Source organism: Nocardioides sp. (genome assembly GCF_025965415.1).
Classification (GTDB): Bacteria; Actinomycetota; Actinomycetes; order Propionibacteriales; family Nocardioidaceae; genus Nocardioides.
Map to the genome: position 1 here is coordinate 1 of NZ_JAOPWY010000145.1, position 13,967 is coordinate 13,967.

Annotated in this window: 17 protein-coding genes; 12 read left to right on the forward strand and 5 right to left on the reverse strand. The window is 71.0% G+C overall.

Annotated features, from left to right (window positions below; genetic code table 11):
- The 4 genes from atpD to JWN97_RS15225 form a co-directional block, all read left to right on the forward strand.
- Window positions 1-1,050: F0F1 ATP synthase subunit beta (gene atpD, locus JWN97_RS15210; RefSeq protein WP_297624322.1), on the forward strand; the 1,050-nt coding region annotated here is incomplete at its 5' end.
- The gene (locus JWN97_RS15215; RefSeq protein ID WP_297624325.1) at window positions 1,050-1,457 is read left to right on the forward strand and encodes a F0F1 ATP synthase subunit epsilon; all 408 of its coding nucleotides are present in this window, start codon (window positions 1,050-1,052) and stop codon (window positions 1,455-1,457) included. The genes atpD and JWN97_RS15215, both read left to right, overlap by 1 nt.
- A gap of 113 nt (window positions 1,458-1,570) precedes the next feature.
- A complete protein-coding gene (locus tag JWN97_RS15220) occupies window positions 1,571-2,014 on the forward strand; it encodes a DUF2550 domain-containing protein (protein ID WP_297624328.1) in 444 nt (147 codons plus the stop codon).
- On the forward strand, window positions 2,011-3,171 hold the full coding sequence (locus tag JWN97_RS15225; protein ID WP_297624331.1) for an MFS transporter: 1,161 nt from the start codon (window positions 2,011-2,013) through the stop codon (window positions 3,169-3,171). The genes JWN97_RS15220 and JWN97_RS15225 overlap by 4 nt, the downstream gene beginning before the upstream one ends.
- Here JWN97_RS15225 and JWN97_RS15230 read toward each other — a convergent pair.
- Both JWN97_RS15230 and JWN97_RS15235 read right to left on the reverse strand, forming a co-directional pair.
- A complete protein-coding gene (locus tag JWN97_RS15230) occupies window positions 3,168-3,974 on the reverse strand; it encodes a metalloregulator ArsR/SmtB family transcription factor (RefSeq protein WP_297624335.1) in 807 nt (268 codons plus the stop codon). The genes JWN97_RS15225 and JWN97_RS15230 overlap by 4 nt on opposite strands.
- Before the next feature lie 40 nt (window positions 3,975-4,014).
- Window positions 4,015-4,587, reverse strand: coding sequence for a cob(I)yrinic acid a,c-diamide adenosyltransferase (locus JWN97_RS15235; protein ID WP_297624338.1), 573 nt, complete (start codon window positions 4,585-4,587; stop codon window positions 4,015-4,017).
- A 131-nt stretch (window positions 4,588-4,718) separates the two neighbouring features.
- Here JWN97_RS15235 and JWN97_RS15240 point away from each other — a divergent pair, with 131 nt between their 5' ends.
- The 5 genes from JWN97_RS15240 to JWN97_RS15260 all read left to right on the forward strand — a co-directional run bounded on the left by JWN97_RS15240 (window position 4,719) and on the right by JWN97_RS15260 (window position 8,905).
- Window positions 4,719-5,033 (forward strand): STAS domain-containing protein, encoded by a 315-nt coding sequence (locus tag JWN97_RS15240; protein ID WP_297624341.1) that lies wholly within the window; start codon window positions 4,719-4,721, stop codon window positions 5,031-5,033.
- Window positions 5,034-5,110: 77 nt separating this feature from the next.
- The gene (locus JWN97_RS15245) at window positions 5,111-7,114 is read left to right on the forward strand and encodes a protein meaA (protein WP_297624344.1); all 2,004 of its coding nucleotides are present in this window, start codon (window positions 5,111-5,113) and stop codon (window positions 7,112-7,114) included.
- Window positions 7,115-7,148: 34 nt separating this feature from the next.
- A complete protein-coding gene (locus tag JWN97_RS15250) occupies window positions 7,149-8,060 on the forward strand; it encodes an FAD-dependent oxidoreductase (protein WP_297624346.1) in 912 nt (303 codons plus the stop codon).
- On the forward strand, window positions 8,053-8,670 hold the full coding sequence (locus tag JWN97_RS15255) for a histidine phosphatase family protein (protein ID WP_297624348.1): 618 nt from the start codon (window positions 8,053-8,055) through the stop codon (window positions 8,668-8,670). The genes JWN97_RS15250 and JWN97_RS15255 overlap by 8 nt, the downstream gene beginning before the upstream one ends.
- 31 nt (window positions 8,671-8,701) lie before the next feature.
- Window positions 8,702-8,905, forward strand: a complete 204-nt coding sequence (locus JWN97_RS15260; protein WP_297624350.1) for a hypothetical protein — start codon at window positions 8,702-8,704, stop codon at window positions 8,903-8,905.
- Between the two features lie 6 nt (window positions 8,906-8,911).
- Here the strand turns inward: JWN97_RS15260 and JWN97_RS15265 are convergent, their stop codons facing one another.
- Both JWN97_RS15265 and nucS read right to left on the reverse strand, forming a co-directional pair.
- A complete protein-coding gene (locus tag JWN97_RS15265; protein ID WP_297624351.1) occupies window positions 8,912-9,364 on the reverse strand; it encodes a DUF952 domain-containing protein in 453 nt (150 codons plus the stop codon).
- 73 nt (window positions 9,365-9,437) lie between these two features.
- Window positions 9,438-10,124, reverse strand: coding sequence for an endonuclease NucS (gene nucS / locus JWN97_RS15270; protein ID WP_297624353.1), 687 nt, complete (start codon window positions 10,122-10,124; stop codon window positions 9,438-9,440).
- 24 nt (window positions 10,125-10,148) lie between these two features.
- On the opposite strand from nucS, the gene JWN97_RS15275 reads away from it, so the two are divergent.
- The 3 genes from JWN97_RS15275 to JWN97_RS15285 are packed head-to-tail and all read left to right on the forward strand — an operon-like array spanning window position 10,149 to window position 13,272.
- Window positions 10,149-11,123 (forward strand): hypothetical protein, encoded by a 975-nt coding sequence (locus JWN97_RS15275; RefSeq protein WP_297624355.1) that lies wholly within the window; start codon window positions 10,149-10,151, stop codon window positions 11,121-11,123.
- 46 nt (window positions 11,124-11,169) lie between these two features.
- Entirely contained in the window at window positions 11,170-12,963 is a 1,794-nt protein-coding gene (locus tag JWN97_RS15280) for a 3-hydroxybutyryl-CoA dehydrogenase (protein WP_297624357.1), read from the forward strand.
- 3 nt (window positions 12,964-12,966) lie between these two features.
- The gene (locus JWN97_RS15285; protein WP_297624359.1) at window positions 12,967-13,272 is read left to right on the forward strand and encodes a hypothetical protein; all 306 of its coding nucleotides are present in this window, start codon (window positions 12,967-12,969) and stop codon (window positions 13,270-13,272) included.
- On the opposite strand, the gene JWN97_RS15290 is transcribed toward JWN97_RS15285, so the two are convergent.
- Window positions 13,269-13,967, reverse strand: a 699-nt coding sequence (locus tag JWN97_RS15290; RefSeq protein WP_297624361.1) for a class F sortase, incomplete at its 5' end; no start/stop codon positions are given. The two genes, JWN97_RS15285 and JWN97_RS15290, sit on opposite strands and share 4 nt — an antisense overlap.

The window sequence follows — 13,967 nt, forward strand, 5'->3', positions numbered from 1 at the left end:
TTCGACCAGCTCGAGTCCAAGACCCAGATGTTCGAGACCGGCATCAAGGTCATCGACCTCCTCACCCCCTACGTCCAGGGCGGCAAGATCGGCCTGTTCGGTGGTGCCGGTGTCGGCAAGACCGTGCTCATCCAGGAGATGATCGCCCGCGTCGCCAAGGACCACGGTGGTGTGTCGGTGTTCGCCGGTGTCGGCGAGCGCACCCGAGAGGGCAACGACCTCATCGTCGAGATGGAGGAGGCGGGCGTCCTCGGACAGACCGCTCTCGTCTTCGGCCAGATGGACGAGCCGCCGGGCACCCGCCTCCGGGTCGCCCTGTCCGCCCTCACGATGGCGGAGTACTTCCGCGACGTGCAGAAGCAGGACGTGCTGCTCTTCATCGACAACATCTTCCGCTTCACCCAGGCCGGTTCGGAGGTGTCGACCCTGCTCGGTCGCATGCCGTCCGCGGTGGGCTACCAGCCCAACCTCGCCGACGAGATGGGCCAGTTGCAGGAGCGCATCACCTCGACGCGTGGTCACTCGATCACGTCGCTGCAGGCGATCTACGTCCCCGCCGACGACTACACCGACCCGGCGCCGGCCACGACGTTCGCGCACCTGGACGCGACGACCGAGCTCTCGCGCGAGATCGCCTCGCTCGGCATCTACCCGGCCGTGGACCCGCTGACGTCGACCTCGCGCATCCTGGACCCGCAGTACATCGGCGAGGACCACTACCGCTGCGCGGTGCGGGTCAAGCAGATCCTGCAGCGCAACAAGGAGCTCCAGGACATCATCGCGATCCTCGGTGTCGACGAGCTCTCCGAGGAGGACCGCATCATCGTCTCGCGGGCCCGCCGCATCCAGCGCTTCCTGTCGCAGAACACCTACGTCGCCAAGCAGTTCACCGGCATCGAGGGTTCGACCGTCCCGGTGGCCGACACCATCGAGGCGTTCAACAAGATCGCCGACGGTGAGTACGACCACGTGGCCGAGCAGGCCTTCTTCATGTGCGGCGGTCTGGACGACGTCGAGCAGAAGTGGGCCGAGATCCAGAAGAGCCTCTGATGGCTGACCTCTCGACCGACAAGGTCCTCCAGGTCGAGCTGGTCGCTGCCGACCGGCTCGTCTGGTCGGGCCAGGCCACCATGGTCATCGCCCGCACGACCGAGGGCGACGTCGGCATCCTGCCCAACCACGCTCCGCTGCTGTCCTCGATCATCGAGGGCGTCGTGGACGTGCAGACGACGGACGGCGAGACCTGGGTCGCGGCCGTCGACGCGGGCTTCCTGTCCGTTGCCGACAACCGCGTCTCGATCCTCTCCGAGCGGGCCGAGATGTCGCACGAGATCGACCTCGAGAAGGCGCGCCAGGACCTTGAGCGGGCCAAGAGCTCGGGCGAGAACGACGACGCCGCTCAGGAGGCAGTACGCCGGGCCGAGGCACGCATCCGCGCCGCGGAGCGGGCTTCCTGACAGGCCTCCCAGCACGACCGATAGGGTGAGCGCACGAACCTCCGGGTTCGTGCGCTCATCCGCATTTCAGGCGGATGTGGGGACGCCGCACGGGGGTCGTGGGGAGGACGTGGATGCCGGTCTGGCAGTGGCTGCTCGACCTCGTCGGGCTGGGACTTCTCCTTGCCCTGCTCTACGGCATCTCCCTCATCTTCCGGCGACGTTTCCTGGCCCGCCACGGTGGCACGTTCGAGCTGAGCTACCGCGTGCGCACCGACCGGCCGGGCCGGGGCTGGGTGCTCGGCATCGGCCGCTACTCCGGGCAGTCGCTCGAGTGGTTCCGGATCTTCTCCCTGTCGCCGCGCCCCAAGCGCGTCTGGGCGCGTGACCTCCTGGAGTACAACGGCCGCCGCGCCCCGGCCGGCCCGGAGGAGATGTCGCTCTACGACGGCCACGTTGTCGCCTCCTGCCACTACGGCGGCGAGCCCCTGGAGATCGCGATGAGCGAGGCGTCGCTGACCGGCTTCCAGTCCTGGCTGGAGTCCGGCCCTCCCGGCACCGACTGGAACCGCCGGTGACGGCTGCGCGCAACGCCGTGGGGCTCGCCTTCTTCCTCAACGGCCTCGTCTTCTCCAGTTGGGTCTCGCGGATCCCGGAGGTCCGCTCGAGCTTCGACCTGACCAACGGCCAGCTGGGCCTGGTCCTGCTCTCGATCGCGGTCGGATCGGTCCTCGCGCTGCCGACGACCGGTGCCGCGATCAACGCCTGGGGCACCGTCCGGATCGTCCGCGTGGGCGCGGTCGCGGCGACCCTCGGCATGTTCACCGCCGCCGTGGGGCTCGGGCACCTGCTCCCCGTGACCGTCGCCGGGCTGTTCGTCTACGGCCTGGGCATCGGCGTGTGGGACGTCGCGATGAACGTGGAGGGAGCCGAGGTCGAGCGTGCCCTCGGGCGCACGATCATGCCCCGCTTCCACGCCGGCTTCAGCGGTGGCACCGTCGTCGGCGCCCTGCTCGGAGTGCTGCTGATCGAGGTGTCGGTGCCGGCCTTCGCGCACCTCGCCGCGATCGTGGTCCTCTCCCTGGCCGCGGTGTGGCGCTCGTCCCCGGCCTTCCTGCCCGTCGTCGAGACCCACGAGGAGCACCGGACCTCCGCCGCCCGGGCCTGGTTGGAGCCCCGCACGCTGATGATCGGCGTCATGGTGCTGGCGCTCGCCATGACCGAGGGCACCGCCAACGACTGGCTCGCGGTCGCGCTCGTCGACGGCCACGACGTCTCGCACGCGATGGGCGTCGCCGGCTTCGCGGTCTTCGTGCTGGCCATGACGGCCGGCCGCTTCGCCGGCACCGGGCTGATCGACCGCTTCGGTCGCGTCGTGGTGCTCTGGGGGACCATGGCACTCGCCGGCGCGGGCGTGCTGCTCATCGTCCTCGCCGACAACCCGGTGCTGGTGGTGGGCGGCATCGTGCTGTGGGGCATCGGCGCCTCGCTCGGCTTCCCGGTGGGCATGAGCGCCGCTGCCGACGACCCGGTCCGCGCGGCCTCGCGGGTCAGCGTGGTCTCCACCATCGGCTATGCCGCGTTCCTCGCCGGCCCGCCGTTCCTGGGCTTCGTCGGTGACGAGGTCGGCACGCTCAAGGCACTGCTGGTCGTCGCCGTGCTGCTGATGCCGGCGGCCCTGGTCGTGCCGTCGGCGCGCGAGCAGCGGGTCGACCAGGGCACGGCGACCGGCTAGGAGTAGAGCAGAGAGCCGGGGGTGTCGAGGCTCTCGCCGGTCTCGAGGAACGTCTTGAGGCCCGACAGGATCATCGGCCAGCCGCCGTACAGCTCCGGGTTGGCCTGGTCGGGGAGCCCGTCATGGATGACCGTCAGCCGGCAGGACGTGCCGACGGGCACGATCTGCCAGGTGACCCGGGTCGTGCCCTGCGCCTTGACCTCGTCGCTCCACAGGGCGTCGAAGGTCTGCACGAGCAGGCGGGGAGGGTCGACCTCGACGTTGGTCCCCGACGAGATGTCGACCATGCCGGGGATGCCGGCGGTGTAGTCGGACCCGGTGGTCCAGTCGCTCGACGTCTGCACGCCGAAGCTGTAGGTCGCGCGCTGGGCGGGATCGGTGATCGCCTCCCACAGACGCTCGGGCGTGGTCTTGATGTAGACCTCGAACACCGCCGTTCCGGCGGCGACGGGGGCGGTGCCTTGCTCCCACGACACGGTCTTCACGCTGGTCATGTCCTCGTCCTCCAGATAGCTCTTGAGGCCGCTGAGCGTGGCCGCCCAGGGCTCGGCGTACTTGCTCACCCACCGGTCGTGGACGAGCCGGATCGGGACGGGGTTGAGGAAGTGGAGCTTCTCGCGGCCCTGCTTGCGGGTCGTGACGACGCCGGCCTCCTCGAGCACCCGCAGGTGCTTCATCACGCCGAAGCGGGTCATCTCCAGCCGCCCCTCCAGGGCGCTCAGGGTCTGGCCGTCGTCTGCGAAGAGTGCGTCCAGCAGGGCCCGACGGGTCGGGTCTGCCAGTGCCTTGAACACCTCGTCCATCCGACGATGATAGGTGACTATTTGGTCACATGTCAAGGTTTCAGCGTTCGCCGCCGGGGACCCACAGCACGTCGCCGTTCTCGCGGTTCGCGTGGCGGGCCAGGATGAAGAGCAGGTCGGAGAGCCGGTTGAGGTAGGTGATGGCGAGGATGTTCATGGTGTCCTCGTGCACGGCCCACGCGGCCCACCCGGCGCGCTCGGCACGGCGTACGACGGTGCGCGCGACGTGGAGGTGGGCGGCACCGAGCGTGCCGCCGTTGAGGATGAAGGACCGCAGCGCGGGCAGCTCCTCGTTGTACTCGTCGCACCAGGCCTCGAGCCGGTCGACGTAGTCCTGCTCGACGCGCAGTGGCGGGTACTTCGGGTCGGGGACGACGGGCGTGGAGAAGTCGGCGCCGACGTCGAAGAGGTCGTTCTGCACGCGCGTGAGCAGTGCGACCACGTCCTCGTCGAACCCGCCGTGGGCGAGCGCGACGCCGAGGTGGGCGTTGCTCTCGTCGACGTTGGCGTAGGCCTCGAGACGAAGGTCGGTCTTCGAGGTCTCGCTCATGTCGCCGAGACGGGTCTGTCCGGCATCGCCGGTGCGGGTGTAGATGCGCGTCAGGTTGACCATGTCGCGGAGCCTACTGGTGGGGACTCGCCGGAAAAGGTGAGGCACGGGCGCAACCGGAAGGGGTAGAACGGCGTCCTAGGAGTGACAACGGTCACGCAGCGGCGTCGGGGGACGTCGGGGAGGAGCACGCGATGGACATCATCTCGGACGGTCACACGCTGGTGCTGCACGGTGACTTCGACGTGCGCAGCACGGGGGAGGTCCGCAACGCGATCTACGAGCGGCTCTCCACCTCCTCCTCCTACGACGACGTGGTCATCGACATGACCCACGTGTCGACCATCGACGCCACCGCGCTGCGACTGCTGGCCGTCGCGACCCGCCACGCGTGGTTGACCGGCCACCACCTGACGGTCCGCAACCCCGGGCCTGCCGTGCGCCGCATGGCGCACCTGACCCGGCTGGCCCACGCCATCGAGGTCGAGCGCGTCGCAGCCACCGCCTGAGCCGGCTCGAGCCTGAGGCATCTGTCACACGCCGAGGGCGGTGACTGACGGGTAACCCGCGCCCTACTCTGTCGAGCATGAGCCACAAGGATCGACCCTGGGTGATGCGCACCTACGCCGGCCACTCCACGGCCGAGGCGTCCAACGCGCTCTACCGCGCCAACCTGGCCAAGGGCCAGACCGGCCTCAGCGTCGCGTTCGACCTTCCCACCCAGACCGGCTACGACCCCGACAGCCCGCTGAGCCGCGGCGAGGTCGGCAAGGTCGGCGTGCCCGTCCCGCACCTGGGTGAGATGCGCAAGCTCTTCGCCGACATCCCGCTCACCGAGATGAACACCTCGATGACGATCAACGCCGTCGCGATGTGGATGCTCGCGATGTACCAGGTCGTCGCCGAGGAGCAGGCGGGAGTCGTTCCGGGAGGCGACCTGACGCCGGAGGACGTCGCCGCTCAGCTGGCCGGCACGACCCAGAACGACATCATCAAGGAGTACCTCTCACGCGGGACGTACGCGTTCCCGCCAGAGGCGTCCATGCGGCTGATCGCCGACATGATCGCCTACACCGTCCACCAGATCCCGAAGTGGAACCCGATCAACATCTGCAGCTATCACCTGCAGGAGGCCGGCGCGACGCCGACGCAGGAGCTCGCCTACGCGCTGAGCACCGCGATCGCCGTCCTCGACCAGGTCAAGGCCTCCGGACAGGTGTCCGAGGACGACTTCGAGAAGGTCGTCGGGCGGATCTCGTTCTTCGTCAACGCCGGCGTGCGCTTCGTCGAGGAGACCTGCAAGATGCGGGCCTTCGTCCGGCTCTGGGACGACATCACCCGGGAGCGCTACGGCGTCACCGACCCCAAGATGCGGCGCTTCCGCTACGGCGTGCAGGTCAACTCGCTCGGACTCACCGAGGCCCAGCCGGAGAACAACGTGCAGCGCATCGTGCTCGAGATGCTCGGGGTGACCCTGTCCAAGAACGCGCGCGCCCGCGCGGTGCAGCTGCCGGCGTGGAACGAGGCGCTCGGCCTGCCGCGCCCGTGGGACCAGCAGTGGTCGCTGCGTCTCCAGCAGGTGCTGGCCTTCGAGTCCGACCTGCTGGAGTACGACGACATCTTCGACGGCTCGCACGTCATCGAGGCCAAGGTCGCCGAGCTCGTCGAGGGCGCGAAGGCCGAGATCGAGCGCGTGCAGGACATGGGTGGCGCGATCGCCGCCGTCGACTACATGAAGTCCGAGCTGGTCTCCTCCCACGCCGCCCGCCGTGCCCGGATCGAGTCGGGCGACGAGGTGATCGTGGGCGTCAACCAGTACCAGTCCACCGAGCCCTCGCCGCTGACCGCCGACCTCGACGGCGCGATCATGGCCGCCGACCCGGCCGCCGAGCAGTCCGCGCTCGACTCCGTCTCCGCCTGGAAGGCGCAGCGCGACGAGGCCGCCGTCACCGAGGCGCTGGCGACCCTGGCCGCGGACGCGCAGACCGACACCAACCTCATGCCCGCCACCCTCGCCGCCGCGCGTGCCGGCGCGACCACGGGGGAGTGGGCCGCCACCCTGCGTGGCGTCTTCGGCGAGTACCGCGGTCCGACGGGAGTCGGGGGTGCGGCGGTCGCCGAGGCCGGGGCCGACCTCCTCGCGGTCCGTGAGCGGGTGCGGGCCACGGGCGAGGAGCTCGGTGGCCGCTTGCGGCTGCTCGTCGGCAAGCCGGGGCTGGACGGTCACTCCAACGGCGCCGAGCAGGTCGCCGTGCGGGCGCGCGACGCCGGCTTCGAGGTGATCTACCAGGGCATCCGGCTGACGCCGCAGCAGATCGTGGCGGCTGCCGTCGCCGAGGACGTGCACTGCATCGGGCTCTCGATCCTCTCCGGCTCGCACATGGAGCTCGTGCCCGACGTCCTCGACGGGCTGCGCGAGGCGGGTCTGACCGACATCCCGGTCATCGTGGGCGGGATCATCCCGGAGTCCGACGGCCGTCGGCTGCGCGAGCTCGGTGTCGCCGCGGTCTACACGCCCAAGGACTACGGTCTCACCGAGATCATGGGCGGCATCGTCGACGTGATCCGCAAGGCCAACGGTCTCGACTGACCCGCCGGCACCCCGACTGGCAGACTCACCTGTCATGCGACGCGTGATCGTGGTGGGGGCCGGTGTCATCGGCCTGTCCTGTGCCGTGCGGCTGCTGGAGGCCGGGCACCGGGTCGACGTCGTCGGCCGGGACCTGCCGCTGGAGACGACGTCGTCGGTCGCGGCGGCGGTGTGGTCGCCCTACTCCCGGCCGCAGGACCACGTCGTGCGGTGGGCACGCAGGGCGTACGACGCCTTCGCCGGGCTGTGCGACGACGAGTCCGCCGGGGTCGTGATGCGCACCGGCACCGAGCTGTTCCGCGAGGGGGCCGGCGACCTCTGGTGGCGCGACGCGCTGCCGCCCGGGGCCGGGCCCGACCGCGAGACCAGCCTGCCGCCGGGCTACGCCTCCGGGCTCACGATGCGCACGCCGGTCATCGAGATGCCGGTCTACCTCCGCTGGCTCGCGTCCCGCGTCGAGGAGCTCGGCGGGACGATCACCCGGATGAACCTGTCCGCCCTGCCGACCGGGGACGCGCTCGTCATCAACGCCAGCGGCATCGGGGCGCGCCTGCTCGGCAGTGACGCCACCGTGGCGCCCGTGCGCGGCCAGGTCGTCCTGGTCGAGCAGGTCGGGGTCGACCGCTGGTGGATCGACGCCGAGGCGCCGTCGTACGTCGTCCCGCGCAGCCGCGACATCGTGCTCGGCGGCACGGCGATCGAGGGGGAGTGGAGCCGTACGCCGGACCCGGCGACCGCCGAGTCGATCCTCGCGCGGGCGGCGGAGATCGAGCCGCGGCTGGCCGGGGCACGGATCCTGCGCCACAAGGTCGGCCTGCGTCCGGGCCGGCCGGCGGTGCGCCTGGAGCGTGAGGCGGACGTCATCCACTGCTACGGCCACGGCGGCTGCGGGGTCACCGTGAGCTGGGGCTGCGCCGACGACGTGGTGGAGCTGGCCCGTGACTGACCTCCAGTGCGCCGCCCGCGTGTTCGTCGCCCGGCACGGCGAGGCCGACTACGAGAGCGAGCTGCTGAGCGACGCAGGCGGCTGGCTGACCCCTCTGGGCCGCGACCAGGCACGCGTGCTGGCCGACTCGTTGGAGGGTGAGCGGATCGCCCGGGTGTGGACGAGCGACATGGCCCGCGCCGTGCAGACCGGCGAGATCGTGGCGGGCCGCCTCGGCGTCGACGTCCTCGTGCGGACGGGACTTCGGGAGTTCGGGGTCGGGCACGCGGCCGGCACGACCGGCGACCCCGATCCCTTCGCGGAGACTTTCAGGGCGTGGCTCGACGGGGACCTGGCAGCCCGGATCCCCGGGGCGGAGAGCGGCACCGAGGTGGTCGAGCGCTACGAAGCCGTCCTCGACGAGATCGCCGACGGCCATCGCGGCGAGTCGGTGCTGGTGATCAGCCACGGGGGCGTGATGTGCATGGCCCTGTCCGCACTGGCACGCAACCTCACCCTCAGCCACAGCCGGGACCTGCCGATGCCCCACTGCGGGGTCGTGGCGGTCGAGGCCGACGCGGACGGCTGGGTGGCGCGATCGTGGGCGGGATCACCCCTCGAGGCGAGGTAAGCCTGTCCTAACCACCATGTAGAGTGCGGGCGTGGGCAAGTCCAAGGGCACGGCAGGCGCGAAGGTCGCCAGGCTGCCCAAGAAGAAGTGCTGCGTCTCCACCAAGAAGTGCGGTCGCTGCCCGCTCCGGATGCTCAAGGAGGGCACGCTCCCTCCCGGCTACACCGTGAAGAAGCGCAAGCTGGTGAAGGTCAGCGCCAAGGCGGGCAGGAAGAGCGGCGAGAAGGCCGCCTGACCCGGCTCAGCCGAGCTGCTGCAGGGCGACGACGAGTGCGGCCACCACCGCCATCACCACCAGCGCGACTCCCATCCGCACGGCCATGCCCTTGATCCAGAGCGACATGAGCGTCTCGGGGCCGCCGCGACGGTCGAGCGGGACCACCTCCACGACGGCGCGCCGGTTGATCGGCCCGTAGACGTGCGGGTAGGTGTCCGCGCCGACCGGCCTGACGACGACCTCGGCGTCCGTCAGCCGCGCGGGGTCGATGGTGAGCAGGACCAGGTCCTCGCCCAGCGAGGCGTAGTAGCGGTCGAAGACGCCCTGCACCTGGTCGCGGCGCGAGGCGTGGATGAAGCCCTCCTCCTCCAGGCTGCGGCCGACCGTGGAGGTCGTGTAGGTGCCCGAGTCGAGGGTGCGCCGCCAGTCGGCCGCGGTCGCGATGTGGAAGATGCGCTCCGGGATCGGCGAGGTCACCGTGCGAGGGTAACGACGGCGGGTGAGGCGCTGGGGGAGGAGCGTGGGCTCGTCGTCTCGCTGGCGCGGCTGACTAGAAGAGCCGGTGCTCCGGGTCGTCCATGCCGCGCAGCGCGTCGTAGTCGACGAGGGCGCAGGCGATGCCGCGGTCGGTGGCGAGGACGCGGGCCTGCGGCTTGATCTCCTGGGCGGCGAAGATGCCGCGGACGGGGCCCTTGGCGTTGAGCATCGGGTCGCGGTTGAGGAGCTCGAGGTAGCGGGTGAGCTGCTCGACGCCGTCGATCTCCCCGCGACGCTTGATCTCCACGGCGACCGAGAGGCCGTCGGCGTCGCGGCACATCAGGTCGACCGGACCGATGGCGGTCATGAACTCGCGGCGCACGAGCGTGAGCCCCTCGGCCAGGCTGGCGGGGTGCTCGGCGAGCAGCTCCTGGAGGTGCTTCTCGACGCCGTCCTTCTGCAGGCCGGGATCGACGCCGAGGTCGTGCGAGGTGTCGTGGAGGACCTCGTCGATGAGGATGCGCAGGGTGTCGTCCGACTTGGCGGCGGTCACGACCCACTCGGGCCGGCCGTCCTCGGAGATGCCCTCGCGGACGGTGCAGGGCGGCGACATCCAGTTGAGCGGCTTGTAGGAGCCACCGTCGGAGTGGATCAGGACCGAGCCGTCCGACTTGAGCATCAGGACCCGGGTGGCGAGGGGCAGGTGGGCCGACAACCGGCCCGCGTAGTCCACCTGGCAGCGCGCGACGACGATCCTCACGACGGGCGAATCTACAGTGACCCCGTGACCGGCCACGAGGTGCGCCCCGCGCGGGCCCGGGACCTGCCCCTGCTGGGCCTCGACGACCACCCCGGCGGGGCGGGCTTCGTCGTGGTGGCGGGCGACCCGCCGACGGGCCACGTGCGGGTCGACCTCGTCGACGGGCACGCCCACGTCGAGCGGCTGGTGGTCGCCGTCGACCTCGACGGCAGCATCGCCCGGGCACTGCTGCGGTCGGTGTGCGAGCGGCTCGCGGCCCGTGGGCACGGGCAGCTCACGGCATCCCCGTACGCCGGCGCCGAGGCAGCGACGTACGCCGCCCTGGGCTTCACCGAGATCCCGGGCGACGAGCCCGTGGCCCGCCACCTGGCCGAGCTGCGCGAGCAGCCCGGCCGCGTCCTGGTGCGCCGCACGCTGCGGACCCACCGCACGACCGACGAGCTGACCGCCTTCCTGCCGACCCTGGACGCCGCGCCGCGCGAGGTCGGCACCCTGCGCGCAGTGGTCAGACGGCCCGCCGTGGGTCAGCGCGAGGTGCTGCAGGTGGGCCAGCTCGACGTCGCCGACGGCCTGGTCGGCGACTCGTGGGCGGGCCGCGGCAGCCGTCGTACGCCGGACGGGTCGGCGCACCCCGACATGCAGCTCAACGTGATGAGCCACCGGCTCGTGGAGTTCCTGGCCCAGGACCCCGACCGCGAGGCGCTGGCGGGTGACCAGATCTTCCTCGACCTCGACCTCTCCCACGACCACCTCCCGGTCTGGAGCGAGTTGCACATCGGCGGCCCGGAGGGGGCCGTGATCGTGGTCACCGACCAGCCCCACCACGGGTGCGGCAAGTTCATCGCCCGCTTCGGCAAGGACGCGATGACCTTCGTCAACGGGCCCGAGGGCAGGCCGCGGCGCCTGCGGGGCCTCTGCGCCAAGGTGGTGCGGCCGGGGCTGGTCCGGCCCGGCGACGAGGTGGTCGTCGTCCGTCCCTCCGCCGACGGCGGGGCGTGACGGTTCCCACACCCACCAGCCCGCACGGGCGTGGGAGCATGCGTCCATGAGCGACGAAACTACCCGCGAGTTCACCACCGTCGGCGTGATCGGCCTGGGCACCATGGGCGCCGGCATCGCCGAGGTCTTCGCCCGCAACGGCTTCTCCGTCATCGGCGTCGAGGTGAACGAGACCGGTGTGGAGCGCGGTCGCCAGCACCTCGAGCACTCGACCGGCCGCGCGGTGAAGCGCGAGAAGATGACCGAGGCGCAGCAGGCCGAGCTGCTCGGCAGGATCACGCTGACCACCGAGATGAAGGACCTGGCCGTCGCCGACCTCGTCGTCGAGGCCGTCGTGGAGTCGCTCGCGGTCAAGAAGTCGATCTTCCGGGCCCTGGACGACATCGTCCGCGACGACGCCGTGCTGGCCACCAACACGTCCTCGCTCAGCGTCACCGAGATCTCCACGGCCAACTCAAGGCCCGGCCGCGTCGTCGGCGTCCACTTCTTCAACCCCGCGCCTGTGCAGAACCTCGTCGAGATCATCCGCACGGTCGTCACCGAGCCCGAGGTCCTGGCCGACGTGCAGGGCCTGCTGCGCAGCCTCGGCAAGAACCCGGTCGTGTGCGGTGACAAGGCCGGCTTCATCGCCAACACCCTGCTCTTCGGCTACCTCAACCACGCGGTGGCGATGTACGAGGGCAAGTACGCCTCGCGCGAGGACATCGACGCCGCCATGCGCTTCGGCTGCGGCTACCCGATGGGTCCGCTGGCCCTGCTCGACCTGATCGGCCTCGACACCGCCTACGAGATCCTCGACACGATGTACAAGCAGGGTCGCGACCGCCTGCACGCGCCGGCCCCGATCCTCAAGCAGTACGTCACCGCGGGCCTGCTCGGACGCAAGTCGGGCCGCGGGTTCTACACCTACGAGGCACCCGACAGCCCCGTCGTGGTGGCCGACGCCCAGACGCCCAGCGAGGACGACAAGCCGCAGCTGCGCCACGACATCAAGCTCGTCGGCGTCGTCGGCACCGGCACCATGGCCTCCGGCATCGTCGAGGTCTTCGCCAAGGCCGGCTACGACGTGCTGTTCACCGGTCGTGGCCAGGACAAGGTGGCCGGGGTCGTCACGGCGATCACCAAGAACTTCGACAAGCAGATCCAGCGCGGTCGCGCCACCGAGGAGCAGAAGAGCGAGGTGCTCGGCCGCGTGCGCGGCACCACCTCGCTCGACGACCTCAAGGACGTCGACATCGTGGTGGAGGCGATCGCCGAGGACCTGGCGGTCAAGACGACGCTCTTCGAGAACCTCGACGAGATCTGCAAGCCCGGCGCGATCCTCGCGACCACCACGTCGTCGCTGCCGATCATCTCGATGGCCCGGGTGACCAAGCGTCCCCAGCACGTCATCGGCATGCACTTCTTCAACCCGGCGACGATCATGAAGCTGGTCGAGGTGGTCTCCACCGTCGCGACCGACGAGACCGTCACCGAGACCGTTCTGGCCCTGTGCGAGCAGGTCGGCAAGGTGGCCGTGAGGTGCAGTGACCGTGCGGGCTTCATCGTCAACGCGCTGCTCTTCCCCTACCTCACCGACGCGGTCTCGATGCTGGCGGCGCACTACGCGCCGGCGGGCGACATCGACACCGCCGTGAAGGCAGGTCTGGGCTACCCGATGGGTCCGTTCGAGCTCCTGGACGTCGTCGGCAACGATGTCTCGCTGGCCATCGAGCAGGAGCTGCACACCGAGTTCCGCGACCCGGCGCTCGCGCCGGCGCCGCTGCTGGAGCACCTGGTCGCCGCCGGGTACCTCGGTCGCAAGACCGGTCGTGGTTTCCACGACTACGCGCGTCGCTGACAGTTGCCCCGCAGGCGCCCGCGGCCCGGCCCCCGATCATCGGATCGGGAGCCGGGCCGTCGCGCTGAGCAGGTCGAGGAGGCCGGCGACGGCGACTGGGTCGTCCGCACGATCACCGGTGCGGGCACGGGCAAGACCTACCGGTGCCCCGGGTGCGACCAGGAGATCCGGCCCGGGACGCCGCACGTGGTCACCTGGCCGGCGTACGCCCGGGACTCCGACCTCGAGCCCTGGGACACGGACTCGGCCGCCGACTGGCGGCGGCACTGGCACACCACCTGCTGGCGGGCCCGCAACCGGCGCCGCTAACCCGCGAGGCGGGCGAAGACGATCACGTTGTCGGTGTAGCTGCCGGTGGTCCGGTCGAACGCACCGCCGCAGGTGATGAGTCGGAGCTCGGCGCCGGCCACCGGTCCGTAGACCTCGCGGCTCGGGAAGGCGTCCTTCCCGACCTGCACCACCCGGTCGACGGCGAACCGGACGGAGCTGCCGTCGGCGCGGTCGACGACCACCTCGTCGCCGGACACCAGCCGGTGCAGCCCCTGGAACACCGCGGGTCGGCCCGCCCAGTCGACGTGCCCCGCGAGCACGGCCGGCCCGGACTCGCCCGGCTGCGGCCCGCGCTCGTACCACCCGGCCAGCGACGGGTCGGCGGGTACGGCGAGCCCGCCGACGGCATCGAGTCCCGTACCGGTGAGGACGCCGTCGATGCCGGCGGCGGGCGCCCGGACGCGCACCGGGGCCGTGTCCCCGGCGCGTTCCCCACCGGCGTCTGCAGCCAAAGCGGCGGCGAGCAGCGGGAACCGGAGGCGGAAGAGCCGGGGATCGGTCATCAGCGGACGGAGTTCCACCGAGCCCCCGCCGGCCGCCACGCCGCCGATCGGCACCGTGGCTCCGCCCGGCGCAGAGGACACGGCCGGCGTGGTCGCATCGATGACCGCCCGCGCGGTCAGGCCGCCCTCGGGGGAGTCGAGCACGAGCACGCTCACCACCGTCCCGGCCGC

Bases quoted from the DNA above. Each gene is read 5' to 3' on its own strand.
- JWN97_RS15215 (WP_297624325.1), top strand. From the start codon at position 1,050: ATGGCTGACCTCTCGACCGACAAGGTCCTCCAGGTCGAGCTGGTCGCT.
- JWN97_RS15220 (WP_297624328.1), top strand. From the start codon at position 1,571: ATGCCGGTCTGGCAGTGGCTGCTCGACCTCGTCGGGCTGGGACTTCTC.
- JWN97_RS15230 (WP_297624335.1), bottom strand. From the start codon at position 3,974: ATGGACGAGGTGTTCAAGGCACTGGCAGACCCGACCCGTCGGGCCCTG.
- JWN97_RS15235 (WP_297624338.1), bottom strand. From the start codon at position 4,587: ATGGTCAACCTGACGCGCATCTACACCCGCACCGGCGATGCCGGACAG.
- JWN97_RS15240 (WP_297624341.1), top strand. From the start codon at position 4,719: ATGGACATCATCTCGGACGGTCACACGCTGGTGCTGCACGGTGACTTC.
- JWN97_RS15245 (WP_297624344.1), top strand. From the start codon at position 5,111: ATGAGCCACAAGGATCGACCCTGGGTGATGCGCACCTACGCCGGCCAC.
- JWN97_RS15250 (WP_297624346.1), top strand. From the start codon at position 7,149: ATGCGACGCGTGATCGTGGTGGGGGCCGGTGTCATCGGCCTGTCCTGT.
- JWN97_RS15280 (WP_297624357.1), top strand. From the start codon at position 11,170: ATGAGCGACGAAACTACCCGCGAGTTCACCACCGTCGGCGTGATCGGC.